A 26,143-nucleotide genomic window follows, 5' to 3' on the forward strand; every position below is an offset into this window, starting at 1 on the left:
TGTTTGAGTCATGGCATTACCGGGCTTTGCTTGACGAATTGAGTGGTGTAGGCCTTGTTCATGGCGTCATGACTGAGCTTCACCAGCCCCAGCTTGTGTGCCATCTGCCAGGTGGCTTCAATCCGCTCGGGAGTAAACGTACCGATCCCCTGTGTGGCCGCATCGCCGCCGGTAAGAATTCCGCTCGACTTGAACGTGTTTACGGCATAATCCAGCAGCCCCTGACTCATGTTCGGGTTGGCCTTTTTGATCAGCTCATTTCCAGGCTGGGGATTGGCAAGGTAATCCTTCCAGCCTTGCATGGAGGCGTGAATAAAGGCCTGCACCTGCTCGGGATGCTGTTCAATGACGCTGTTCTGGCAGGCAATAACATTGCCGTAGGGCGGGAATCCTGCATCACTCAGAGGTAGCACGGTGGCGTCTATGCCCTGCTGCTTCAGTGCATATGGCTCAGAGGTCAGATAGCCCTGTTGTGCCATATTCTTGCCATTGATAAATGGCTGCAGGTTAAAGGTGTAGGGGCGCGTCTGCTCATCGGTATACCCTTGCGTGCTCTTCAGCCACGGCCATGCCGAAAGACGTGTTTGGGAAGAGATCAGGATGGTTTTATCCTTGAGCTGAGCGAAATCCTTTACGTCATTGTGGGCAATCAGCACCATCAATGATTTCTGGAAGGTAGTGGCTACCAGAGTAATGGGTAAACCTTCCTGGATGGCGGTCATGGTGCCCAGTTCATCATCGGTAATACCACACTGGGCGCGCCCTGCGGCCACCAGCTGGGCGACATTGACCTGAGGGCCCCCCATCGAGAGATTGACATCGAGACCGGACTTTTCATAAAGACCTTCGGCCTTGGCCTGGTAGAAGCCGCCGTGCTCAGTCTGTGCATACCAGTTGGTCAAAAAGGTAAAAGGTTGCGTATCTGCATGGGCCATGGCAGGTAGCGCGAATAAAGGGGCCAGCGCGAGGCAGCGTTTCATCAGTCTGGAGGTCATGAGGGGATTCCTTTTCATTCTTGTTGATCCATCACGTGTAGTTAATGCCAAAACTGTGCCAATAATTTGTTCTTAAAGGATATTTTTATTAGTTCAGTACATCGCCGGTGAATTGCCCGCGAGCCCAGGTGGCATCGCTGCGAGCAGGCCACTGAAGACGATAAAACTCTTCGATTGCCTTGGCCCAGTTGCGGGTAAGGTCACCCAGTAGTGCCTCGCCTTGCTCTTCCGTTGCACCACGCGCATCACCGATCACCCCCGTTGGGCCAAAATCGCGCGCGCACCATGCCATGGGAGGCTTGCCATTCCCCAAAGTGGGGCAAGCAATGTTGGGGACGGGGCTGTTGGGGGCCAGCTCCATATTGACCAGCTCAGGTGTAAGCGCACGCATCACTGCCGTTTCATTATGGGAGGCGTGCATGGCTGTGCGCCGTTCCCATTCGTCCATGAAGCTATCATCGTGCTCTACGCTCCAGGCGTGGCGGGAGATGATCACATAATCGCCATGACGCAGACGTAGCTCACGGGCTGCCATTTCTATTGGTTGTGGTTGCCCGCCATGAGCGTTGACGATCAGCAGCTTGCGAAATCCGCTGCGGTACAGGGATTCCCCGATTTCCAGAACGGTGTCATGAAAAATCGTGCCGTTGAGGGTTAGGGTGCCGGGAAAGTGCAGGTGCTCATCGGATTTTCCATAGGTCAGGGGGGGAATGCTGTAGGCAGCCACCTCTGATGGCAAAAGTGCCAGGGCCTTACCGACTACCGCAGCGGCAATCATGCTGTCCACCACGCAGGGCAGGTGGGGGCCATGCTGCTCAATGGCACCGGCGGGCAGCACAATAACCGTGTTCTCCTTGTCAGGAAGTTCAGCCACCTGTTTCCAGCTTAGATAGGGCAAGAAGCGCTCTGCTGGCGTATAGCCATTCAACATGATTGAAACTCCACTCAAGAGTGCTGGGGTAGATAGGCGGTTGCCTCTACCTCGATCAGTATGTCGTCGCTTGGCATCATGCCGCTGACTTCCACGACCGTTGAGGCCGGAGACTGTTCCGGAAAGAAGGTGTGGCGCACGCGGCTGAAATAGGGGAAGTGATCAAGGTTTTTGAAATACTGCACAAGCTTGAATACATCGCTCATCTGGCCCCCGGCAGACTCCACCGTATGCTTGATGGCATTCAGCACATACCAGCTTTGCGCCAGAATAGGACCCTGTTTCATGTCACTGGAAAATTCGCCTGTGCGGCCTATCTGATCGGCGATCTCATCGGGAATATCATCAAAACCACGCACAATTTTTTTCTGAGCAGGATCGACGGCAATAACGCCGGATAAAAAGATAAAGTCGCCTACCCGTCGGTAGGCGGCATAGCGGGCAAGAGGCGCTGCGACATCGCTCATGCATTTGTCCTCGTGGTATAGGGAGAAAGGGGAGTCAATACAGGCTGGTTATTGTTAATGGATAGCCAGTGACGCCCGGGGTCGCTCGGCCAGCTCAGGGCATCGGTGGTGTCGAAGACCAACAGTTCCGCTGGTGCGCCGATTAGCGTCGGCTCGCGGGTTTTGTGGCTGTCGGTGAGCCAATCCGTGCGGCAGATGAATTGACTGGCGTTATCGAATGGCTGTTCCAGTTGGGCAGCGACCACTCCCAGCTGGAAGGCGTTCATGGGATCCTGGCGTCCATAGGGAAAGAATGGGTCCTGGACGTTATCGCTGCCTATCAGCAGGGGGATATCTCGGGAGCGCGCTTCCTTGATCAGGGTGATGCCGCGTGCGAGGGGCGTGTGCTCCGGTACGGCATCCTGCAACAGCAGATTGCAGGTGGGCAGCGCTATCAGGGTGATCTTGGCTCGGGCAAGCTTGTCGAGAAGGGGCAATGCTTCCGCACGCGGCTTGGCGGAGAGCGCACACACATGGCCTGCGCTAATATGCCCTGCGAAGTCCATCTGCCGCGCAAGATCTGCCACTGTCTCGATGCCACAGGCGCTGGGATGCAGCTCTTCATCCACATGCAGGTCCAGGTTGAGCCCCTGTTCATTGGCGGCTCTAAGCAGCTCTGCGACTGCCAGATGGGAGAAATTCGAGGTGTGAATGAAGTCGCCCAGCAGCGCGTCTTCACTCTGGGCCACCTGCGCGGCGATGCGCTGGGCATCCTTGGGGTCGCTGAATAGCGGCAGCGGTACCAGCGCGACGCGCTCAAGGTGAATACGATGGCGCCAGCGCTCTTTCAGTTCAGCAAATGTTTCCCAGGCAGTGGGGGCAGAGGGTTGCCACCAGTCAACATGCGTGCGCAGGTGGCGCACTCCCGCAGACCAGGCTTGCTCCATGGCGCGTTCCGCCCGTGCCAACAGGTCACTGCGGGTCCAGTGGGCATCACGATCTTCGGTAATGGCCTGGATGGCGGCCAGCAGGCCAGGTTGAAGTTCACCTATCCGGGATCGGGTAAACACCTTGTCGAGATGGCAATGCGCATCCATGAGCGGTGGCAGGGCTAGGCGTCCACCAAGATTCATATCAGTCGGCTGGTGATCGTCCGCTGACACCTGGGTAATTCTGCCTTCACTGATATCAAGGCGTGCCAGCGCAGGCCCCTGAGAGGACGAAGGCCACTCGGCCGGGAGTAGCCAGCGCGGTAGGCGGACGCCGCTAATGCTACTCACAGATCCAGCACCAGGCGGGAGGATTTGGCGCGTGAACAGCAGACGGCCATGATGTCGCCGTCGGCCTTTTCATCCGGACTAAGAATAATGTCGCGATGGTCCGGCGTGCCTTTGAGTACCCCTGTCAGGCAGGCGCCGCACATGCCTTGCTCGCAGGAGAGCGAGACCGGCACCTGGTGCTTCATCAGTACTTCGGCGATGGTCTCATCGGTACTGACGGTATAGATCGCACCGGACGAGGCGACTTCGATTTCAAAGCTCTCTTCTTCACTCTCAGCCGCCATCGTCGGTAATGGCTCGGCCTTGAACTGCTCACTATGCAGTTGCTGGATCAGCCAGCCTGCATTCAGCAGGCGCTGCTCAAGGGTTTGCAGAAAAGCGCGCGGGCCGCAGGCCATCACCATCGTGTCGGCATCTGGCGTCAAAATTGACTCGGGGGCTTGCTGGCGAAAGCTTTCACCGTCGGCGCTGATATGCACGCAGCAGTGTTCCTTGAGCGAGCCGCAAGTCATTTCATCGAGAAAGGCGACGCGCGAACGCTGCTGTTCATAGTGGTGCAGTTCGAACTCGGTGCCGTTGGCAAGAAGAGCACGCGCCATGGTAATGACTGGCGTGATGCCGATGCCTGCTGAAAACAGCAGCACGCGCTTGGCTTCCGGCAGGGGAAACAGGTTGCGCGGCTCAGACACTTCAACTCTGCTGCGAATCCGCAAATCCGCATGCAACGCCCGTGAGCCGCCCCGCGAGAGAGCATCTTCGCGTACACAGATGCGATAGTGCTGTCTGTCTTCCTGCGCACCGCACAGTGAGTATTGGCGCAGCGCGCCATTGGGGGCGCGTACATCAATGTGCGCGCCGGGAGTAAATGGGGGTAACTCCTCACCTTTAGGGGACGTCAGCTCAATATCAATATTGTCATCGCCATTGATGCCGAGCGCAGAAACGATGAGTTCCATAAGGGCCTCTCACAAACAGTCAGGGAGCTTGAATTATTCTTTGTACTGATCCTGAGCACCTTTTGTGTATACATCAAACATCATATTCAGCACTATGCGTTGCAAAAAAGAGAACGCAGTTAATAAGTCATTGGTTCTTTAAGGGAGAGAGGAAGTGCAGCCGTTTTCACGCATGTTTCTGTACTTTATGGAAGTCGCGCGGCAAGGCTCGGTGCGCAAGGCATCGGAGCAGTTGAATGTCTCGGCATCCTCCATTGATCGGCAGATTCTCAATGCCGAGGAGATGCTGGGCGTGGCGCTTTTTGATCGTCTACCAAGAGGAATGAAGCTGACCTCGGCAGGCGAGGCGTTCGTTAAGGCGGGTAAAGGGTGGCAGCGCGAATTCGAAAAGGTGCGCCAGCATGTGGATGATCTGGTGGGGCTACAGCGTGGCTATGTGCATATTGCCGCGATAGAGTCCGTGGCACAGAATATCTTGTCCGATGTTGTGGTAGCGATGCGCCGGCAATACCCGGGAATCTTTCTGGATATCGACATTCTGCCCAACCATGCCATAGGGGCAGCGATTACCCGTGGAGAATATGACCTTGGCATCTTTCTTAACCCTCAATCCCACAAGGATCTGACCATCCGGGCCTTTCATGAGCTCGGTTTTGGCCTCGCCCTACCACCTCGGCACCCTCTGGCGGAAAAATCGCAGGCAAGGTTCAGCGATCTGGTAGGGCTTGAGCTTATTCGGCCGGATGAACGCCTTGAGATCGGTGGATTACTGGAAGTTCTTGAAGCTCGACACGACACGCGAATTGACGGCGTGATGTCCTCCAGTGATTTGGACATGATCCGGGAGCTGGTGATGCAAGGCGTCGGCGTTGCCATCATGAGCGAGCTGGAAGTCAGCGAATACGTCAAGGCAGGGCGCATGGCCTTTGTACCGCTGCACGACGCCGCGCTGGGGCCAGCAACCCTGGTTATCGGGCATTCAAAGCAGGCACAGCTCTCCTATGCCGCCGCCCGCTTCCTGCAAATATTCCAGCAGCAGGTGCCGTGGAGTGCGTCGTGAAGAGAAGGGTACCCTCGGCATCAGAGCACCCTTGGAAAGAAAACCTACGAAGCCACGACGCGAGAGCCGCGGAAGCCGTAGAAGGCGATGAACAGATAGCAAATCAGCGGCAGTATAAAGGCGTGATGGATACCGACCGTATCGGCAAGTGCGCCCTGTGCGACTGGTAGGATCGCGCCGCCCACAATTGCCATGATCAGCAGACTCGATGCCTTGCTGGTTAACGGGCCTAGTTTGGCGATACCCAGGGTGAAGATGGTGGGGAACATGATCGAGTTGAACAGGCCGATGGCAACGATGCTCCACATCGCCAGATGACCGGAGGTCAGCATGGTGGTGATGACCAGCAGCGCGGCAACAATCGCGAAGAGCCCGAGCAGCAGACTGGGGCGAATCTTCTGCATCAGCGCCGAGCCGATGAAGCGGCCAATCATCGCGCCGCCCCAGTAGTAGCCCACATAGCTGGCCGCGGAGCTTTCGCTCATGTTGCCGATCTCCGGCAGCGACAGATAGTTGATCATGAAGCTACCGATCGAGACCTCAGCGCCGACATAGCAAAAGATGCCGATCACGCCAAACAGCACATGCGGGTGGCGCAGCGCTTCAGCGGCAGTAACGTTATCGCGGGGGCTATCGTCTCGTACCTGATCCTTGAAGTTGGGCAGCTTCCACAGATAGATCACCACGGCCAGCGCAGCGAGTACGACCGCCAGTAGCAGATAGGGCGTCTGTACGCTATGCGCCTGCTGCACGCGGTAGGCCATGCGATCTGCCTGGGACATCTCGGCCAGTTCACTGGCGCCGAGTACGGCGGCCCCAAGAATCAGCATGCCACCGAAGTAAGGAGCGATCGTGGTGCCAAGGGAGTTGAACGCCTGCGCCAGATTGAGACGGCTGGAAGCGGAATCTTCCGGGCCAAGCATACTGACATAGGGGTTGGCGGCGACCTGTAGCATGGTGACACCGCTCGCGAGTACGAACAGTGCGGTCAGAAACAGGGGGTAGGAAGGTGCCTTGGCGGCGGGGTAGAACATCACTGCACCGATAGCGGCGATCAATAGGCCGAGGCTGATGGCGTTCTTGTAGCCCACCTTCGCCAACAGCTTGCCCATCGGCAGCGACATGATGAAGTAGGCACCGAAGAAGGTGAACTGGATCAGCATCGTCTGGGCGTAGTTCAGCGAGAACACCGCCTTGAGGTGGGGGATCAGGATGTCATTGAGGCAGGTAATGAATCCCCACATGAAAAAGATCGTCGTTACGACGATCAGCGCGCTGCGGTAATGTGTCTGTGGCCTTGTGGACATGATCGTTTCCTGTGTTTTCTCTGATTGCCCTGTCGGTACACAATGCCGATCCAGAGCATTTCGATCGAAGGCTCGGGTCATTCATTGGTAGGAAAAACGTGCTCGGCATCGTGGGTAACGATCACCGATGCAGGGCGCGCATCAAGCGCGTCTTTTCTCATTGACCGCATCGGCGCTGATGGTGCATCGGCGGGCACGGTTATAAGAATGCGTTAATGGTTGGAACAATAAGTGAATCGGCGCCAATGCGCGGTTGTCTCTTGGTGCAATTGACGGGAAGACGGTTTAGTGAGCACTCTTCCTTCAGCGTTTTCATATGCAGACAGGTGCGGCAACGGTGCGGGGGGGAAGGCGTGCTGAACAGCAGTGTTGCTCGTGAATGAGGTGCGGCCTTGTCTACGTCGTTATTCGCTGTTGCGCGCGATATTAATCTACGTTTCATCATCACGTCTATGCGAAGTCAAGAGACGACCGCTGCATCCTCATCCCGCCAGCGAAGCCGCCTCGACAGGTAAAATCCCCTGTACTACCTTGGTAGATGTCGCTCTTGGATGGACGACAGTGATTCATTGTGCCAAATCACCCTCAAGGAGTTGTCGACATGGTTAGGAAGACCGAGATTCACGCGCAGAGCCAATCGCTTCCAGGCAAGGAAGGGCTGATGCAGCCACCGGCGGAGTTCATTCGTCCGGATTATCGTGGCAGTGGCAAACTCGAGGGCAAGATTGCGCTGATTACCGGCGCCGACAGTGGTATTGGACGTTCCGCGGCGATTCACTTCGCCCGTGAAGGCGCCGACGTGGCGGTAATGTATTTGAGTGAAGACGATGACGCCCGCGAAACGCAGCGGCTGGTCGAAGCGGAAGGTCAGCGCTGCCTGCTGATTGCTGGCGACATTCGCGACGCAGCCTTCTGTCGCGCCTCGCTGGAGAAGGTCATCGAGACATTCGGTGGCCTCAACATTCTGGTCAACAACGCGGGCACTCAGCATGTCTGCAAGGATCTCACCCAGCTTGAAGACAGCCAGTGGGAAGACACCTTCGCCACCAACATGCACGGCATGTTCTATCTGACCAAAGCGGCATTGCCGCATCTGGGTGAAGATGATGCGATTATCAACACCACCTCCATCAACGCCTATGTAGGGCCTGAGACGCTGGTCGATTACACGGCTACCAAGGGCGCGATCGTAAGCTTCACTCGCGCGCTCTCCAATCAGGTCGTGGGACGTGGCATTCGCGTCAATGCGGTTGCCCCCGGGCCGGTCTGGACGCCGCTACAGCCGGCGACGCTGGGAGCCTATGACCCGCAGATGCTTGAAGATTTCGGCTCCGATACGCCGATGGGACGTGCTGCGCAGCCCTCTGAGCTAGGCCCCAGCTATGTGTTTCTGGCATCCCTGGATTCGTCCTTCTTCAGCGGTCAGACGCTGCACCCCAACGGCGGTACGGTCGTCAACGGCTAAGCCCGCATCAGGCGGTGTCGAGGATTTATCCAGAGTTCAACGTTTCGGGCAGAGGAGGCCCGTGAACCCATGCCAGGAACTACCCAAAATCTGCCGCCGCGCCAGTCCGTCTGGCTTGATCGACCTGCGCACCACCACTGGCTCGAGAACGAAGGTGCTCGCTTGCTGGCCTTCTATCGGGCGTCGCGCCACCCCGAATGCGGTTTTGGTGCGCTGGATGATGAAGGTCATCTGCCCAGCGATGCCAATCCCGATACCATGATTACTGCGCGCATGACGCACTGCTTTGCGCTTGCCGCCATGCGCGGTGAGCCGGGAGCTGCGCCGCTGGTCGCCCATGGTGTTGCTGCATTGCGAGGAGGGCTGCGTGACGCCGAGTATGGTGGTTGGTATGGCGCACTGCCGAGGGATGGCGAGACTCAGACCAAGCAGGCTTATATTCATGCCTTCGTTGCGCTGGCGGCGTCCAGCGCCTGGCAGTCCGGTGAGGAAACCGCCAAACCGCTGCTCGACGACGTGATTGAGGTCATTGAGGCCCGCTTCTGGTCGGAAGAAGAGGGGCGCATGCGCGAAGGCTTCTCCCGTGATTGGAGTGAAGACGAAGCCTATCGGGGTGCCAACAGCAACATGCACTCCACCGAGGCGTTCCTGCAACTGGCGGACGTGCTTGATGAGCCCAAGTGGCGCGCGCGGGCGCTCTCCATTGTTGAAAAGATCATCCACGATCACGCTAAAGCCAATGACTATCGTGTCATCGAGCACTTCGACAGCGAATGGAACGAGTGGCGCGACTACAACCAGGAGACGTCCAAGGACCAATTCCGTCCTTACGGTGCCACGCCAGGCCACGCCTTCGAGTGGGCGCGGCTCTTATTGCATCTCGAAGGCGGTCTGCTGCGTCATGGTGATCAAGTGCCTGGCTGGCTGCTGGAAGATGCACAGGGGCTGTTTCACCGTGCGGCTGAACTGTCATGGTATGTCGATGGCGAGCCGGGCATCGTCTATACCCATGACTGGGAGAACCAGCCCGTCGTTCATGAACGCATGCACTGGACCCTGGCCGAAGCCGTCTCCACGGCGGCTGCACTGCTCAAGCGTACCGGTGATGCTGCTTACGATACCTGGTATCGCACCTTCTGGGATTACATTGATCGTTACCTGATTGATCGCGAGCGCGGTAGCTGGTGGCAGGAGCTGGATCGCCATAACAACCCCTCCAGCGAAATCTGGAGCGGCAAGGCGGATCTCTATCACGCCTACCAGGCCACGCTGCTGCCGCGACTACCGCTCGCGCCGACCATGGCACGGGCGATTGCGGAAGGCGCGCTGTAACGGTGCCAGGCCCGCGCTGGGTAATGTGAATGAAAGTGGCGGCCATAGGGTCGCCACTTTTGTGTTTGGGATATCGGTTTTCCTGCCGATTCAGCCGCTCTGCTGTCAGGTGGTGTGGAGAGGCGTTGTCACGAAGGCCTTAGCGCCTGCTCGACTGCGTTAAAAACAAGTGCGGACTGCTCATTTACAACGCGCAAACTCCTTACCCTGCCTATATTTTCCTTGCATGGCGCTAGCTTGCGAGATGTTGAACAGGCGCTTATCGCACCGCTGATTGGCGGGGTTGCTGCTGCCCACTTCATTAGGACCAATGAAGGGGCAACGCGCCCACGGCTGATGTGGGTTTCTATCTACTCAGGCGCTTTGGTGGCAGCTCGCAGCTTCTCCTTTCTCTACCCCTGTCGAAGCTGCTTCCCCGCTGGCTATGCTGTGCCACGCAGCGCGAGGGGTATCACGCCCGCTGATGCACCCGCTCGCCGTTGGCCCAGGTGGCAGCCACGGTGCGATCATCACCCAGCATCATCATGGCGAAGAGACGTTCGGCGAGGGATTCGGTTTGCGAGAGTCGGCGTGACAGCAGCGGGGTAGCGTCTGGATCGAGGACGACAAGATCTGCCTCGCGACCCGCTTCAAGGCTACCGATGTGGTCGGCGAGATGCAGCGCGCGAGCGTTACCGAGAGTGAGCCGGTAGAACCCTTGCCAGCCCGTCAACGGCTGACCGAGCAGGGAGCCGACATTATAGGCCCCCTGGAGCGTGGCGAAGCCGGAGAGCGATGTACCGCCGCCTACGTCGCTGGCGAGTGAGGTTGCCAGCCCGGCGTCGCGGCAGGCAAGGCGATCCATCAAACCGCTGCCGAGAAAGAGGTTGGAGGTAGGGCAAAACGCGATACTGGCACCTTCGGCGGCCAGGCGACGACGCTGGGCATCATCCAGATGAATACCGTGAGCGAAGGTGCTGCGCGGGCCGACCAGCCCATGATCTTCGTACACACCGAGGTAGTCGCGGCTTTCGGGGAACAGCTCCGCAACCCAGGCGATCTCGCCGCGATTTTCAGAGAGGTGCGTTTGCAGGTAGAGATCCGGTGCGTTCCGCAGTACGCCACCCACGGCATCGAGCTGAGCGCGGCTTGAAGTGGGCGCAAAGCGTGGCGTCAGCGTATAGCTGAGCCGGTCGCGGCCATGCCAGTCTGCGATCAGCCTTTCACTGTCGCGCACGCCGCCGAGCGTATCGTCGATAAGCCCTTGCGGCGCATGGCGATCCATCAGCACCTTGCCTGCAATCATGCGCAGCCGCCGACGCTGGGCCGCCGCGAAGAAGCTATCAACAGAAACGGGATGGGAGGAGCAGAACACCTGCGCTGTTGTTGTGCCGGCACGCAGCATCTCGTCGAGAAAGCGCTCTGCGACGGCTTCGGCATGCGCCTTTTCAGCGAAACGGCACTCTGCCGGGAAGGTGTAGTCATTGAGCCAATCGAGCAGTTCACGGCCATAGGAGGCCATGATGTCGAGCTGTACATAGTGAACGTGACTGTCGATAAAACCCGGCATCATCAGCTTGCCGCGATAGTCGATGTGCTCGGTATGCTCAGGCACCTGGCCGACCAGCGCAGCGTAATCATCCACTGCCTGAATATGACCATCGACGATCCAGACAGCGCCATCTTCCCAATAGCGGGTGGTGTCCGGCAGCGGTATGTTCTCCTCGCCGGGGTCGTCGGTGCAGGTAAAAATAGCGCCACGCAGCAGTCGGTGAGTAGTGGTCATGTCAATGTTCCTGCTCTGATGGGGAGCCAGCGATCACTTGAGTGATCGGCTCGGGTGGGAAGAAGACATCACACAAAAGCCTTGGCGAGCCAGTGCCGTCGCACGGCGACTTGCTCACCTTCCTCTGTGATACGCAAATGGGATCAGCCAGCGTGCGACGTATATGTAGGCGAGTGTGAAGTCGCTTCAGGGCGCCACTGGCTTTTGGGCGCATGGCAGCAGCTCGTTTGCTGCCAGCAGAGGGTAACGTCTGTTATTCATGTTGTTGTTCATATCGCTATCAGACGCTTGCCCCGCCATTGTAATTACTCCCCTGCTGGCTGTTTTGCAAGGTTTGAGCAGGTTTCCTTCGTGATGTCTTGTTTATGCCTTGCGCTCTGTCTTGTATGCCCAGATCGCCAGTAGCAGGGCCAACAGAGAGATAATGGCGCCTGCCAACGCAGGGCTGGCGAGACCGATGCCCATACTGATGGTCAGCCCGCCGATCCATGCTCCCAGAGCATTCCCCAGGTTGAACATGCCAATATTGACCGATGCCGCCAGCGAGCCACCTCCCGCCGCCTGAGCACGCTCCATCACCAGCTTCTGGATGGGAGAAACGGTGGCAAACCCGAACCCCGCCATCAGCACGACACCTATAGCCACCACGGCCTTGCTTTCAACGAACATCCAGAGAGTGAAAAGGCTTACGCTTTGCAGAAACAGGGTTACGAACAAGGTGGCAAACAGGGATTTATCCGCATAGCGACCGCCCATGATATTACCCACAAAAATGCCGATACCGAACAGCAGCATCAAAAATGCGATGCTGTGCGCCGAGTAGTGGGCCAAGTGTGTTGCCATGGGAGCAATATAGGTAATACAGGTAAAGAAGGCGCCGGGGCCAAGAATGGTAATCCCCATTGCCAATAGCACCTGCGGATCAATGAACGCCTTGAGTTCGCGCCCCAGGTGTTCATCCCCTGTTGATTGTTTCATATCGGGGATCAGCTTAAATACGCCCAGTAATGTGATTAGCCCTATAAAGGCGATCAACAGGTAAACATTTTGCCAGCCCATCAGCTGTGATAACCAGGTGGTTATCGGCACGCCCGCCACGTTAGCCATTGCCATGCCGCCAAACATGAAGGCAATGGCTCTGGCCTTCATGTGAGGTGCCACAAGCGCAGCGGCGACCATCGAACCGACCCCAAAGAAGGCTCCGTGGTTCAATGCGGTGATAACGCGCCCGAGTAACGTCACTCCCAAATTGGGCGCCAGCCCAGTAATCAGGTTGCCGAGGGTAAAGATACCGGCCCCCAGCAGCAGCACTGTTTTCCTTGGCAAACGCAGCGCCAGGGCGCAGATGGCTACTACCGGCGCGCCGACAAAGACACCCAACGCATAGGCGGTGGCGACACTTCCCGCGCTTGCGATTGAAATACCAAAGGTATGGGAAATATTTGGCAAGATTCCGGGGACGATAAATTCAGTCAGTCCTATCCCGAATGCCCCTATGGCCAATGCCCAAAGAGAAATAGGCACCCTGTTCTCCTGTTAATCATGTGATGCAGCTATAGCGTTCGCTATATCGCGTAATAAGGTTGCTAACCACCATCGGAGAGAGCAGAAAGAAGCGGGCAATCGCGTATTATAAATCGCCATCGCTCGCTTCTTTCCCCCTTTTTATCTCTCCAGTGGTGAATTTTCTGGAAACCTACAGTATTTTCCGGATACCCGAATTTTTATGCTGACGTGTTATGAGAGGGTGGGGTAGTCCGTATATCCGCGCGTGCCACCGCCATAATAGGTGTCGCGATCAGGAGTATTCAGCTCTGCCCCTTGGCGAAACCGCTCGACCAGATCGGGGTTGGCTATAAAGGGCTGACCAAAGGCCGGTAAATCAATCAGCCCCTCGTCTACCTGACGCTGAGCGCGTTCAAGAGTTTGAGCGCCCGCCAGCATAAGGGTGCCTGGATAGAGGGCGCGAAATTTCCCTACGAAGTCATCACTGATAACGGAATGTCCCGCCGCCCAGTTATCGTTCAGATGAACGTACACGACTTCCCGCTTGGTCAGCTCCTGCGCCAGATACAGATAGGTATCGGCATTTTCAGCATAAGGGGGCATGTCAAATTGCTGATTGAATGGCGACAGGCGAATCCCGACGCGGGCCTTGCCAATGGCCTCAATCAGCGCATCCACCACCTCCAGCGTGAAACGCGCACGGTTCTCCAATGAGCCGCCATACTGATCGGTGCGAGTGTTTATTTTTGGGTTGAGAAACTGCTCAAGCAGATAGCCGTTGGCAGAGTGCAGCTCCACGCCATCAAACCCCGCCTTTATTGCATTGTGCGCGGCGTGGGCATAATCCTTGACGACCCGAGCTACCTCGTCGGTTGCCAGAGGGCGTGGCGTGGAGGCATCCGCAAATCCCGCACGGCCATCCTCCCTATGGACATAGGGCTTGCCCTTGCCGGTGGCGGGTATATCGGAAGCGCTGACCGGCGCCTTACCATCGGGCTGCAATGAAGTGTGTGAGACGCGACCAACGTGCCATAGCTGAGCGAAGATCTTGCCACCTTCCTGATGCACAGCCTCTGTGACCTTTCTCCAGCCAGCGATCTGTTCCTCCGTCCAAATACCGGGCACATCAATATTGCCCTGGGCTTCAGGAGAGATTGTGGTGCCCTCCGAGACGATCAAACCGGCGGTCGCGCGCTGGCGATAGTAAAGAGCCGTCTCTTCATTGGCGACGTAGTCTGGCCTTCTGGCCCGCGTCATGGGCGCCATGACAAACCGGTTGCCGAGGGTAATATTCCCCATCTGATAAGGTGCGAAAAGAGATGCCATATAATGCGTCTACTCGTCCAACAATATTTTGCATAAATGGTTAATTTCATTATATTGTACTGAAAATCCCCATTTTTAAAGAATGATATGAAAGAAAAAGATAATATTCGGCTAAAAAGCGGACACGCCGTTGAATTGGATGTGATCGACCTAAAAATATTAAGTCGGTTGGCAGAAGATGGTTCGGTCAGCTATGCCAGGCTCGGCGAGATGGTCAGTCTTTCTGCGCCGGCCACGCACGAGCGCGTAAAGCGGCTCAAGCGTGATGGCGTTATACGGGCAACCGTAGCGCTTATTGATGGATGCAAGCTGGGACGTACCCTGCTCACCTTCGTGATGGTGGATACCAGCACGTTAAATGCCACGCGGGAACTGCTGCATGTCTCTCAACGGGCAGATGTGGAAGAATTTCACACCATCGCTGGCGATAGCAGTGTGATTATCAAGCTGCGTGCGCAGGATACCGAGTCACTCGAAGCCTTCCTGATGGAGATTCAGCAGGTGGACGGCGTGAGAGCCGTGAGAAGTTATATCGTGCTTTCGACCTTTATGGAGCATGGCCCTCTTCCTTCTGTACCGTCTGTATAACGCCGCGATAAAAAGCCTTGCAAGAAGCCCTCTCCTGAAATACGTCGGGCAGTGATAGTGAGCGGCAATATCATGCAGGAAAGTAGTGCTCTCACATATTTTTAATAATTTAATCTTCCCCTTCGGTTAAACAGAAGAGGGCTTCGCTGATTTAATATCCTGTCGCGGGGGAAGGCCAAATAATTGCTTATATTCGCGACTGAATTGTGACGGACTTTCATACCCCACCTGATAGGACGCCGTCGCTGCATCGAGGTGTTCATTAATCATCAGCAACCTGGCGGCGTTGATGCGCAATCTCTTTTGATACTGCAAAGGGCTTATGCCGGTGAGCTGACGAAAATGGTGATGCAGGCTTGAGGTACTCATCTGCATCTCATTGGCGAGCTGCTCAATGCTGATCCGTTCAGCGTAGTGCTGCTTTAACCAGCCAATCACTTCAGCGATACGGTGACTCATGCTGCCTACCGAGGCAATTTGCCAGAGGCAAGGAGCAATATCACTGGTTAAGAGCCGATAGTGGATTTCCTTGATGATCAATGGTGCCAACAGGGGCGTGCTGTGTGGCTCCTTCAGCAGCGCCAGCAGGCGTGCCAACGGCTCCAGCAGCACAGTCGATACCTTGCCTGTCGCCACACTGGTCCTATCCTTTATGACATTCCTGGGGGGCCCCATGTGCGCCATCAGCTCTGTAATCATGCCTCTATCAAGATGAAGGGATAGGCCCAGACAGGGTTCATTTGGGGTAGCGCTCAGCACCTGGGTACTGGCAGGAAGATCCAGTGCCGTCACAAGAAAATGGTGCTGATCATACCGGTAACCTTGCTGATCAATCAGCATCTGTTTTGCGCCCTGGGTTACCAGCACAATGCCCGGCTGATACAGGCATGGGCACGCTTCACTGGGCGATTCTCGCCTAAACAGATTCAGCCCCTCAACTGGTGTTGAGCGGTCCTCCTCACCCGGCGTTATATGTGCGATGGCGCGGGATATTTCACCACGTAACATCTGCTCTTTTTCGTGTTCGCTCATTGCTGTTATGAACCATGAATAACAATATGAATGGGTAATGTGCTGATGGCATCAAGTGCTTTATGCAGAGTGGAATTATTTCCCTGTCACGGTCGAAAAAACACTCCTTTGCAGAATTAGGCAATAAAGCCGCTGAATCGTTGTATCGTTTTTCAGGGTGAGCGTGGGAACGTATCGGCTCAATGTCAATTGCAGCGTGCCCTCTGCGTCTTCCTCAAGCTCCCAGCGTCGGTGGGGTTGAGAGTGCAGGGCAGCGTTACTCACGGAGGATGTACCTTCTGCCATGTCGCACCAACGCTCCAATCACTTAGATAGCTCTTCAATCTCGCGCGCGTGGGGAGCGGTATTCTCCATGACGCTGTGCGTCGCAATGTTGATTGCGTCTGAATTCATGCCGGTCAGTTTACTGACACCCATCGCCGAAGGCCTGCACGCCTCAGCAGGCATGACAGGACAAGCCATTTCCATCAGTGGCTTTTTCGCCATGATTGCAGGGCTGATGGTGTCCACGGTGGTGGGCCGCATCAATCGCAAGGTGGTGCTCGTTAGCCTGACGCTGTGCATGCTGATTTCTTTGGTAATAACAGCAGTTGCACCTGATTTCACCGTGCTGATGATCGCCCGTGCTCTATTGGGAATTTGCATTGGCGGCTTCTGGGCATTGGCGACTTCGGTGCTGATGCGCCTGGTGCCGCATGAAAAAGTGAACAAGGCACTCGGGATCATGTATATGGGGCAGGCCATGGCGGCGGCCTTTGCTGCGCCCCTTGGCAGCTTCCTGGGCGGCATGATCGGGTGGCGTGGCGTGTTTTGGGCGCTGGTGCCGATTGTTGTGATTAACCTGATCTGGCTCATGGTGGCCTTGCCGTCGCTGCCTTCAAACGAACGGGTACAGCCGCGCACTTTGCTAGCGGTACTGACGCGCCGCTACTTCCTGTACGGCATAGTGGGCATGTCGTTCACCTTCGCCGGCGCCTTCACCATGTTTACCTACCTTCGGCCATATCTTGAGACTCATGCAGGGCTTCAAGTGGGGCAGGTATCGCTGATGTTCCTGGCGCTGGGCTGTGCAGGATTCATTGGCAGCTCGCTGGGCGGACGCATGGCCAAACGCCATGTACTCGGTTTGGTGAGGCTGGTGCCTTCCGTGATGGGGATCGTGACCTTATGCCTGCTGTGGCCCGATATGTCGATTTGGCTGGTTGCGGTGCTGCTGATGGCATGGGGAGCCATGAATACAGCGCTCTCCATCGGGTGGATGGGCTGGATGTCGCAGAACGTCAGGGATCAGCCAGAAGCGGCCGGTAGCCTGATGGTGGCAGCGATACAAGGTGCCATTTTGGTGGGCTCTGCCCTGGGCGGAAAATTAATGGACATCGGCGGCATTCCTGTCGCCTTCACGGGCAGCATCGTGCTGCTGGCCCTGGCACTGGTCACGATTGGTTCTGGCAGGAAGTTACTGAGGCCAGCGTAAAAGTGGTTTTCGGCATGGGATATAGCGCTTTTTCACACCATCAATGGGGTAGGGAGAGAAGGACATCATGGACAAATACAGCGATCACATCACCGCCACCCAGGAACGCGCCAATGTGCCGCGCCGCCACTTGCTGAAGTTAACTGCTTCAGGCATTGCTGCCGCAGGCGTGGGGGTGTTTGCTTCACGCTCGGCATCTGCGCAGCCGCAAGTAACGCTGGGGTCAACATGGGACAAGACATTTCCGAAAAGCGATAAGGTGAATCATCGCAAGGTTACCTTCAAAAACCGCTATGGCCTTACCCTGGCCGCTGATTTGTACCAACCAAAACATGCCCACGGCAAGCTGGCAGCGCTTGCCGTGAGTGGCCCCTTTGGAGCAGTGAAGGAGCAGTCTTCGGGCTTGTATGCACAAACGATGGCGGAGCACGGTTTTCTGACACTGGCATTTGATCCTTCATATACGGGGGAAAGTGGCGGGGAGCCGCGCAATATTGCTTCACCCGACATTAACGTTGAGGACTTCAGTGCCGCGGTGGATTTCCTTGGCCTGCAATCCAATGTTGATCGTGAACGGATCGGCATTATTGGTATTTGCGGCTGGGGTGGAATGGCGCTCAGCGCCGCTGCCGTGGATAAACGCATCAAGGCGGTGGTCGCCAGTACCATGTATGACATGACACGTCTTATGTCCAAGGGATACAACGATAGCGTCACGCCGGAGCAGCGCACGCACACCCTGGAGCAATTGAGCCAACAGCGCTGGCAGGATGCGGAAAACGGTACGCCCAGCTACCAGCCGCCTTACAACAAACTGGAAGGTGGAGAAGCGCAGTTTCTGGTCGATTATCACGACTACTACATGACTCCGCGCGGCTATCATCCACGGGCGGTCAATTCCGGTAATGCGTGGACGGTAACGACGCCTCTGCCGTTCATGAATATGCCGATCCTGACATATATAAGCGAAATTTCACCACGGCCAACTCTCTTTGTGCATGGTGAAAAGGCTCATTCACGCTACTTCAGTGAAACTGCCTACGCCGCAGCAAGAGAGCCGAAGGAACTCATGATTATTCCCGGTGCGGTTCATACGGATCTATACGATCAGGTTGATATCATTCCATTTGCTAAGCTAACGGAATTTTTCAATCAGCACCTGGCTTGAGTCATAGAGAGAGGCAGAGAGGCTTACAGGAAGGAATGCTCCCAGGTTCGCGGCATATAGACGGGATCACGATCACCCCTCTGGTTTCTCCGCCAGGGGATGATCGTGAGTTGCCGAGCACAGCAACTATAGGCCGTGGGGAGCCAGGCTAGCAGCGAATTCTTGCTTCACCGCGCTAATGGAGGTCTCCAGCTCCCTCCAGGTTAGCCGTTATCATGCGCGGCCTGCGCGTCAGATAGCTTCCAGCTTGATCAGTAGCGCGCTTTCGGGGTCCATCTGCGGGAGCCTTAGCCCCGCCTCTGAAAGCCATGCGCCGGTTGCTTCGATACTCTCCTGAGCCATCCATGGCACCTGATAGCGCATGGTGTGGCTACCGTCGCGGGCAGCTTCGGGGCGGTCGAGTACGGTAACGCGATAGCGCTTGCTGGGGTGAAGGTAGGGAATACGCAGCGCTTCATTCATGGCCCAGCTTGGTGTCGCCAGTTGCGCGACAATTACGATGGCCGCTTCGTCGCCAATGACCGCCTGAGCCTGTAGGCGATCAGCATCGGCGGTTTCCAGCCGAACACTCCGTCCACTATGAAGCAGGGCGCGCCACTCCTTGTGCAGGGAGATGTAGTGGCGTAGCTGCTCAAATTGCTGCTCCGATAGCGTCAGCGGATCAAGCTCGGCGCCCATATGCCCAGGCAGGGCGGTTAATGCCCTGAATCCAAGGTCGTGGCGACGCAGGCTGGAATGGCAGCGTTCGGCACCCACATGTGCGCCCATCACTTCAGGTGGGAAGAAGTAGCTCATGCCGCGCTGAATATGCTGGCGCTCCAGCGCGTCATTGCTGTCGGAAGCCCAGAAACGCTGAACATAGCGTAAAATGCCGTAATCAATTCTGCCGCCGCCCGATGCACAGGATTCAAACTCGGTCGCGGGATGACGTTTGCGCAGCTCCCCGAACAGCGCATAAAGGCGCTCGGTCTGGGCGTGGGAGGACGCCTGCCCCAGATGGCTGGCCTGTATCAGATCACGGTTCATGTCCCACTTCACATAGTCGATCGAATACTCCGCCAGCAGCGTATCGAGCCGTTCAAGCAGGTAGTCGAAGACCTCGGGGTTACATAAATCGAGGGCGTACTGGTGGCGGCCAGTAGGCTGATCATAGCCCGCCAGCCCGAGTACCCAGTCAGGGTGCGCGCGGAACAGATCCGAATCGGGATTGACCATTTCAGGCTCAAACCAAAGCCCGAACTGCATGCCCAGGCGATGAACATGCTCCACCACGGGGGTTAAGCCTTGCGGATATTTGGTCTCGTCCAGGTACCAGTCGCCCAGCCCCGCATGGTCATCAGCACGTCCACGGAACCAGCCGTCATCCACAATGAAGCGCTCAATGCCTAGCCGTTGAGCGGCTTCTGCCATGCGCATGATGTACGCAGGATCATGGTCAAAATAGACACCTTCCCAGATATTCAGCTGCACGGGGCGCTGAGTCTCGACCGGGAACTGCAATAGCTCGGCGCGCACGAAGCGGTGCAGGCGCTCACTCATGGCATTCAAGCCCTCGGCACCGTAGCTTGCGTATAGCCACGGCGTGGCGTGGGTAGCGTCACCAGCGATCTCGATTTCGCCCGCCTGGTACAGCGCTTCGGCCTGAAGGAAGCGGCGGCCGTCACTTTTCGTATCAATACGAATCCGATGATCGCCACTCCACGCCAGATGCGCTCCCCATACTTCGCCTCTGGTCTCCGTAAAATGAGGAGTGCCAGCGATCATGGCCGGGAAGTATTCATGGTGACGCCCGCGCCTGCTCTCCTGGAGATATCCGCCATAAGGAATAGCCAGACGATGGGTCTGAAACTCCTGCAGCCAGCGCCCGTGAAATGCCATTAACTCCGCCGCCCTGTCAGGCAGAGGCAGCGTCACGGCAAAACGCTGGAGCGAGTAGGACGCTTCTCCCTGATTGCCCAGGTGGTGACGGCAACCGAGCACACCACTGTCAGGATCGAGTCTGAGTTCAACGTCGAGGGTCAATTTAGCGATGTCGTCAACGCAGTGAATCAGTAGACGCCCATCATCTTCATGGTGCTGATGCGAGGTCGCCGTAAAAATGGGTGCCCAGTCCTGACCGCGACGGTGGCCTTCAAGCCCCGGGCTTGAAAACATGCCGCGCCCCTGCTCGGGAGAGAGGGTCAGCGGTGCCGTAACGTCGATCCGTCCGTTGGGCACCGGGTAGGTGAGCGTATCAATGAAATCGGGATCGACTTCTGCCAGGCGGCTGCCCCAATAAAGGATCTCCGCATGGGGGCTAACTCTGACAATGACAATGACGGTGGTATCGCCGCCGTCCAGTTTTACGATGTGGTTCTGCATAACAGCTCCTGCTGGGAGGGTGGGAGAAGTGACCGTGCCTTATACCGCGACGACTGGCCGCCGAGGATGCCGAGGGGAGTGATCCCGATGGTTGCCGGAGTTCAGGGTGAAGGCAGCAATAATGGTGAACAGCAGTACGATGAGGCCCATCGCCAGGTAAGCGTCCTGAAAACCGAAGTGGTCATACAGGTAGCCGATGGGCGATGAGAACAGAGTGACGCCCACGCCGCGTGTGAAGACGAAGCCCACCATATAGATCGTGGCGGAGAGGCGTGTGTCGAATACATCCTCGATATATTTGAACATGCCGATGAAAATCAGCGGCACTTCAATGGCGTGAAGCAGTTTGAGCACCACCAGCATTTCTACCGAGTCAGCCAATGATGAACCGAGGATACGCACTGTCATGACCACGCCAGCGAACAGTAGCGCCTTCTTGCCACCAATGCGCTTGAGCAGCAGCGGAATAAAGAACATGGCGCCCGCTACCGAAAATTCGGTGAGCGTGGTAACAAAGCCGAAGACACGGCTGCCTTGCTGGGGATCGGCAAAGAAACTGCGGAAGTAGTTGACGAACTGCTGCTCGAAGACTTCATAAAAGCACGCCACGCCCACTACATATATGATTAATGCCCAGAAGCGGCGATCCCTGAACAGCGCGCGAATGGTCGCGTAGGAGACCGGCGCCGATTTGCCCGCCCGTTCGGGAGGCGCTTCGACCGCTGAATCAGGATTTACCCATAGAAAGAGAAGTGCCAGCACAATGGCGCACCCCGAGCCGAGCCAGAAGATAAGCTGCGGGGAGTCGCTGATTAATAGACCGGAGACGGCAGCCGCCGTGCCAAAACCGACACCGCCAAACATGCGCACTCGGCCATATTGTAACTGGTTGGCGCGGCACGCCTTCTCTATCCACGCTTCAAGGGTGCCTGCGCCGGCGAGAAAAATGGTCCCAAGGTAGATGCCGCCAATCAGCGCGCCCAACAGAACGCTTTTCTCCAAGAGCGGGGCGTAGATGAAGTTCATGAAGGGAGCGAACAGCACCAGCATGATAAACAGGCCCCAGATCAGATGCTTACGGTTATCAAGACGGTCCGTAATCACTCCGAACAACGGCTGGAAAAGCATCGCTGCCACAGCCTGAGCACCAAACATCAACCCGATTTCACCGCCACTGAGATGAATAACGTCACGTAGCCAGATCGCAAGAAAAGGCACCGTGCCGCCAACAATAAAATAGTACAGAAAGAACAGCAGGCCATACTTGAAATATCTACTGACGCGATGACGGTTAACAGGAATATGACTGGGCACGATATCAACCTCTAAATCCATGGATCAGATAGCTAATACGGGTAAACCGTTAATAGTTACTGGTTGTCCAATATAATGAATCAGTTAACTGCTTATAAGCTGCATATAACTTGATACCAGATCGTGATATTCACGTTAATAACGATGGATATTAGCGTGAATGTGATAGTTCAGATATGGACATTCGTGTCCCAGATATGGATAAATAGAGAGCAAGAGACCATGGTATTGTTAATCCAAAGTCTATAATACCAAAGGTTAATTATTGGGCTGAAAAGCCGATTAATTGGCGTTTTCAATCTCTTGAATGGTGTGTTGACTGCCGATTCCCGGGTGTAGTAACGCCTGCATTAATGAGCGCGAATGAGGTGACGTGATGGAAAAATATGTACTTCCTGAGCATATGGTAAATTTCGGTCTCAATATTTACCGCTATGGTCACGAAGCCTGCCAGCCTTCCCATAGCTTCGGGCCGGCCATTAGACGCCACTACCTGTTGCACTTTGTCATCTCGGGGAAGGGAACCCTGCACTCCAGCGAGGGGGATTGGGCGCTTGAGGCAGGCACGGTCTTTTATATTGCGCCCTATCAGATCACCACCTACACCGCCGATCATCGCTATCCATGGGAGTATATGTGGATAGAGGTGGACGGCCTGATTGCCGAAAGAACGCTCGAATTGTTGGGCCTCAGCCGAACGACACCGATATGGCAAGCCAGCAAGGATGACGGCTGGAAGGAAATAAAAGAGCTGTTAAGTAACATTGTCGCCGAGGGTATAGGCAACGTTCTCAAATTGATGGGATTGACATGCCTGTTATTTGATAGCATGACGAATAACAATGGCGCCGAGAGCGCAGCCCATACAGGTAGCGATAAATATAAAAACATCTATGTCAGAAAAGCGATCCAGTTCATCGAAGCGCGCTTCGGGGAAGCTATCGGAACAGCGGATATAGCCGAACACTGTGGCGTGAAACGCAGTTATCTCACCCGACTTTTTCATAGCGAAGTAGAAATGGGCCCCAAGCGCTATTTGCTGGAGTTCAGGATGGGTATCGCCAAAAATCTGCTACAGGAAGGTAGCCTACCCATCAAATATATCGCCTGCTCGGTAGGGTATAACGACCAGCTCTATTTCTCCCGGGTATTCAAGGAGCATGTAGGCGTCTCCCCCTCGGAATGGCGCCGCCTGAACCCAGCGACACACGCGATTGTCGAAAATGAGTACGGGTTTGTGTAGGGGAGGCGATAGTTTGGTCAAAATGATCAGTTTTATAGAGATATTTTTTTGGGCATGCTCTTGGCATAAATAAAAAGCAAAGTTGGGCTACCCATAAGGTGAGACGTGTCCAAAAGCCCCGTCAATATCGACGGGGGAACACTACAAGATGGCCAGGTCAATCAGTTCGCCCAACTCTGTGGCGGCACAACGCATAGCCGGTTCGCATGCACGCAAGTCATCAATGCTTTTGCGTAGCGTGGGGGCGTGTATATAAAGAAAGGCATAGCACCTTCCTTGAGCATCCTTGATCGGCACGGATATTGCGACCATTCCTGCTATAAATTCTTCGTCATCAATTCCCAGTTCTGTCCGGGCAATGATTTGAGTCTCGGCTTCTAGCGCAGCAGGATCGGTAATGGTGCGATGAGTCATCCGTTGTAGTGGCAGGTTTTCAATAATGCGTCTGCGCTGCTCCTGCGGAAGGGTACTTAGGTATAGCTTGCCACTGGCGGTACACCAGATGGGCGAATGACTACCGATGGGCAGATGAATTCTGAGTGGCCAATTTGCCTGAACACGATCGTAATAGATCATCTCCAGTCCATCGGCGAGCGATATACCGCACGTTTCATCTACCTCATCGGCAAGCCGGCGCAAAATAGACTGACGTAGAGCCTTGTAACGACTGGAATGGAGCACTCCTCTCGCCATGATCATCATGCGCTCTCCAGGTTCTATCTGCCCTCGCATGTTGAGCTGAACATATCCTTCAGCTTCCAGTTGCTGAAGAAGTCGATGCACCGTTGGCTTGGGGATTTCCAGTTGGAAAGAGATATCGGCAGGCGAAGGCGGGAGTGATGACTCGGCTACCAGGGTAATAATAGCGAGGGTACGCTCGACAGCCGAACCTTTGGTTCTAGGAGAATTATGCGAAGAAGTTGACTGTGTCACCGGCGATACATCCAGCAAAAATAAGCTTATATAGCCCTCAGTATAGAGGATGATTTTCCGCATGACATGCAAACGACAGCCATTCCTCCCTGTATAACTGCTTCAAGGGAAGAATGGCGCCGGTAGTCTGTCAGCTATGCTGAATCATTAATCGAATGTAGGCATTGAGAACTGGACACCTTCACGAACACCAGCAGAGGGCCAGCGTTGGGTGATCGTTTTGCGGCGGGTATAAAAGCGAACACCGTCTGGGCCGTAGGCAGAAAGGTCACCGAAGAGTGAGCGTTTCCAGCCGCCAAAGCTATGGTAGGCCACTGGTACTGGAAGAGGTACGTTGATGCCTACCATGCCGACCTTGATATGGTCACTGAAGTAGCGGGCAGCCTCACCATCGCGGGTATAAATACAGGTGCCGTTGCCATATTCATGTGCGTCGATGATATCCATCGCCTCCTGCATGGTGGAAACCCGCAAGACTTGCAGTACAGGGCCGAAGATTTCACTGGTATAGCTGTCCATGGAAGTTGTGACGTTGTCTATCAGGGTGCCTCCCACGTAGAAGCCGTCCTGATAGTCTTCAACGGAGGGTGTTCGGCCATCAACAACGATGGTGGCACCCTGTTTCTCTGCGCTATCGATAAATCCAACGACCTTGTCGCGATGCTGGGCGGTGATTACCGGGCCAAAGTCGTTGTTGCTGTCGCTGAATGCGCCGACCTTAAGATTCTTCATGGCTTTGGTCAGGCCAGTAATCAGCTTGTCTGCAATATCATCACCTACGGCAACGGCGACAGATAGCGCCATGCAGCGCTCACCGGAGGAGCCGAAGGCTGCACCCAGCAGTGAGCTGACGGCGTTATCCAGATCCGCATCGGGCATTACAATAGCGTGGTTCTTCGCACCGCCCAGTGCCTGGCAACGTTTGCCATGTGCCGTAGCGGTGGTATAGACATATTCCGCAATGGGCGTAGAGCCAACAAAGCTGACTGCCTGTACACGTGAGTCTGTAAGCAATGTATCTACGGCTTCCTTGTCGCCATTAACAAGGTTGAAAACACCGTCGGGCAGGCCAGCCTGCTGAAGTAGTTCGGCAATCAGCATGGTGGCCCCAGGGTCGCGCTCGGATGGCTTGAGTACGAAGGTATTGCCGCACACCAGAGCCAACGGAAACATCCATAAGGGAACCATGGCCGGGAAGTTGAAGGGGGTGATACCAGCGACCACGCCAAGAGGCTGAAACTCGCTCCATGAATCAATACCAGGCCCAGCGTTGCGGCTATATTCGCTCTTGAGTATCTGTGGTGCTCCACAGGCAAATTCTACGTTCTCGATACCGCGTTGCAATTCACCTGCCGCATCGTGGGAAATCTTGCCATGCTCTTGTCCTATCAGCTCGCAGATCCTGTCGGAGTTGGCTTCCAGCAGCTCCCGGTAACGGAACATGATACGGGCACGTTTGGCGGGCGGCGTTGCACGCCAGGCAGGGAATGCAGCCTGTGCAGCAGCAATCGCATCTTCTACCGTCTCCTTGCTAGCGATGGCTACCCGGCTGCCTACCGCTCCCAGAGAAGGATTCCATACATCCTGCACGCGAACGGCATCTTCAACAGGTTGACCGTTGATCAGGTGCCCAGTGATTGGCAGGTCGTTGGCAGAGTTTG

The 26,143-nt window shown here is 55.8% G+C and carries 21 protein-coding genes; 7 read left to right on the top strand and 14 right to left on the bottom strand.

All coding sequences use genetic code 11. The features are described from left to right. Positions 1–8 precede the first annotated feature (8 nt). The 5 genes from L881_RS0110405 to L881_RS0110425 form a co-directional block, all read right to left on the bottom strand. Positions 9–995, bottom strand: coding sequence for an ABC transporter substrate-binding protein (locus L881_RS0110405; RefSeq protein WP_025733634.1), 987 nt, complete (start codon positions 993–995; stop codon positions 9–11). A gap of 88 nt (positions 996–1,083) precedes the next feature. After that, entirely contained in the window at positions 1,084–1,926 is an 843-nt protein-coding gene (locus L881_RS0110410; RefSeq protein ID WP_025733635.1) for a creatininase family protein, read from the bottom strand. Between the two features lie 14 nt (positions 1,927–1,940). Further along, positions 1,941–2,393 (bottom strand): RidA family protein, encoded by a 453-nt coding sequence (locus L881_RS0110415; RefSeq protein WP_025733636.1) that lies wholly within the window; start codon positions 2,391–2,393, stop codon positions 1,941–1,943. Beyond that, positions 2,390–3,652 (bottom strand): amidohydrolase family protein, encoded by a 1,263-nt coding sequence (locus L881_RS0110420; protein ID WP_025733637.1) that lies wholly within the window; start codon positions 3,650–3,652, stop codon positions 2,390–2,392. Before L881_RS0110420 ends, L881_RS0110415 begins: the two co-directional genes overlap by 4 nt. After that, positions 3,649–4,608: a PDR/VanB family oxidoreductase gene (locus L881_RS0110425; RefSeq protein ID WP_025733638.1), complete on the bottom strand. Its 960-nt coding sequence runs from the start codon at positions 4,606–4,608 to the stop codon at positions 3,649–3,651. The genes L881_RS0110420 and L881_RS0110425 overlap by 4 nt, the downstream gene beginning before the upstream one ends. A gap of 154 nt (positions 4,609–4,762) precedes the next feature. On the opposite strand from L881_RS0110425, the gene L881_RS0110430 reads away from it, so the two are divergent. Next, the gene (locus tag L881_RS0110430) at positions 4,763–5,668 is read left to right on the top strand and encodes a LysR family transcriptional regulator (RefSeq protein ID WP_025733639.1); all 906 of its coding nucleotides are present in this window, start codon (positions 4,763–4,765) and stop codon (positions 5,666–5,668) included. A gap of 44 nt (positions 5,669–5,712) precedes the next feature. Here L881_RS0110430 and fucP read toward each other — a convergent pair whose 3' ends face one another. Next, positions 5,713–6,975, bottom strand: a complete 1,263-nt coding sequence (gene fucP, locus L881_RS0110435) for an L-fucose:H+ symporter permease (RefSeq protein WP_025733640.1) — start codon at positions 6,973–6,975, stop codon at positions 5,713–5,715. Between the two features lie 601 nt (positions 6,976–7,576). Between fucP and L881_RS0110440 the strand changes: the two genes are divergently transcribed. Together L881_RS0110440 and L881_RS0110445 are read left to right on the top strand one after the other, a co-directional pair. After that, entirely contained in the window at positions 7,577–8,440 is an 864-nt protein-coding gene (locus L881_RS0110440) for an SDR family oxidoreductase (protein WP_025733641.1), read from the top strand. A gap of 69 nt (positions 8,441–8,509) precedes the next feature. Continuing rightward, entirely contained in the window at positions 8,510–9,772 is a 1,263-nt protein-coding gene (locus L881_RS0110445) for a D-mannose isomerase (RefSeq protein WP_025733642.1), read from the top strand. 451 nt (positions 9,773–10,223) lie between these two features. Here L881_RS0110445 and guaD read toward each other — a convergent pair whose 3' ends face one another. The 3 genes from guaD to L881_RS0110465 all read right to left on the bottom strand — a co-directional run bounded on the left by guaD (position 10,224) and on the right by L881_RS0110465 (position 14,369). Further along, positions 10,224–11,537: a guanine deaminase gene (guaD, locus tag L881_RS0110450; protein ID WP_025733643.1), complete on the bottom strand. Its 1,314-nt coding sequence runs from the start codon at positions 11,535–11,537 to the stop codon at positions 10,224–10,226. Between the two features lie 363 nt (positions 11,538–11,900). Next, entirely contained in the window at positions 11,901–13,061 is a 1,161-nt protein-coding gene (locus tag L881_RS0110460) for an MFS transporter (protein WP_025733644.1), read from the bottom strand. A 213-nt stretch (positions 13,062–13,274) separates the two neighbouring features. Next, entirely contained in the window at positions 13,275–14,369 is a 1,095-nt protein-coding gene (locus tag L881_RS0110465; protein ID WP_025733645.1) for an alkene reductase, read from the bottom strand. Between the two features lie 87 nt (positions 14,370–14,456). Between L881_RS0110465 and L881_RS0110470 the strand changes: the two genes are divergently transcribed. Beyond that, on the top strand, positions 14,457–14,957 hold the full coding sequence (locus L881_RS0110470) for an Lrp/AsnC family transcriptional regulator (protein WP_025733646.1): 501 nt from the start codon (positions 14,457–14,459) through the stop codon (positions 14,955–14,957). A gap of 126 nt (positions 14,958–15,083) precedes the next feature. On the opposite strand, the gene L881_RS0110475 is transcribed toward L881_RS0110470, so the two are convergent. Beyond that, positions 15,084–15,989 (bottom strand): AraC family transcriptional regulator, encoded by a 906-nt coding sequence (locus tag L881_RS0110475; protein ID WP_051464871.1) that lies wholly within the window; start codon positions 15,987–15,989, stop codon positions 15,084–15,086. A 352-nt stretch (positions 15,990–16,341) separates the two neighbouring features. On the opposite strand from L881_RS0110475, the gene L881_RS0110480 reads away from it, so the two are divergent. Next, positions 16,342–17,463, top strand: a complete 1,122-nt coding sequence (locus L881_RS0110480) for an MFS transporter (RefSeq protein WP_211238915.1) — start codon at positions 16,342–16,344, stop codon at positions 17,461–17,463. Between the two features lie 67 nt (positions 17,464–17,530). After that, on the top strand, positions 17,531–18,631 hold the full coding sequence (locus L881_RS0110485) for an alpha/beta hydrolase (RefSeq protein WP_025733649.1): 1,101 nt from the start codon (positions 17,531–17,533) through the stop codon (positions 18,629–18,631). 231 nt (positions 18,632–18,862) lie between these two features. On the opposite strand, the gene L881_RS0110490 is transcribed toward L881_RS0110485, so the two are convergent. Then, complete coding sequence (locus L881_RS0110490) at positions 18,863–20,992, bottom strand: alpha-galactosidase (RefSeq protein WP_025733650.1); 2,130 nt, start codon at positions 20,990–20,992, stop codon at positions 18,863–18,865. Between the two features lie 39 nt (positions 20,993–21,031). After that, positions 21,032–22,306 carry an oligosaccharide MFS transporter gene (locus L881_RS0110495; RefSeq protein ID WP_051464878.1) on the bottom strand — a complete coding sequence of 425 codons (1,275 nt, stop codon included), beginning with the start codon at positions 22,304–22,306 and terminating at the stop codon, positions 21,032–21,034. A 376-nt stretch (positions 22,307–22,682) separates the two neighbouring features. On the opposite strand from L881_RS0110495, the gene L881_RS0110500 reads away from it, so the two are divergent. Next, the gene (locus L881_RS0110500; RefSeq protein ID WP_025733652.1) at positions 22,683–23,549 is read left to right on the top strand and encodes an AraC family transcriptional regulator; all 867 of its coding nucleotides are present in this window, start codon (positions 22,683–22,685) and stop codon (positions 23,547–23,549) included. 141 nt (positions 23,550–23,690) lie between these two features. On the opposite strand, the gene L881_RS0110505 is transcribed toward L881_RS0110500, so the two are convergent. Beyond that, entirely contained in the window at positions 23,691–24,545 is an 855-nt protein-coding gene (locus L881_RS0110505; protein WP_025733653.1) for an IclR family transcriptional regulator, read from the bottom strand. A gap of 84 nt (positions 24,546–24,629) precedes the next feature. Continuing rightward, a complete protein-coding gene (locus tag L881_RS0110510; protein ID WP_025733654.1) occupies positions 24,630–26,126 on the bottom strand; it encodes a CoA-acylating methylmalonate-semialdehyde dehydrogenase in 1,497 nt (498 codons plus the stop codon). Positions 26,127–26,143: the final 17 nt, after the last annotated feature.

The sequence above is a fragment of the Carnimonas nigrificans ATCC BAA-78 genome, from assembly GCF_000526695.1.
GTDB lineage: Bacteria > Pseudomonadota > Gammaproteobacteria > Pseudomonadales > Halomonadaceae > Carnimonas > Carnimonas nigrificans.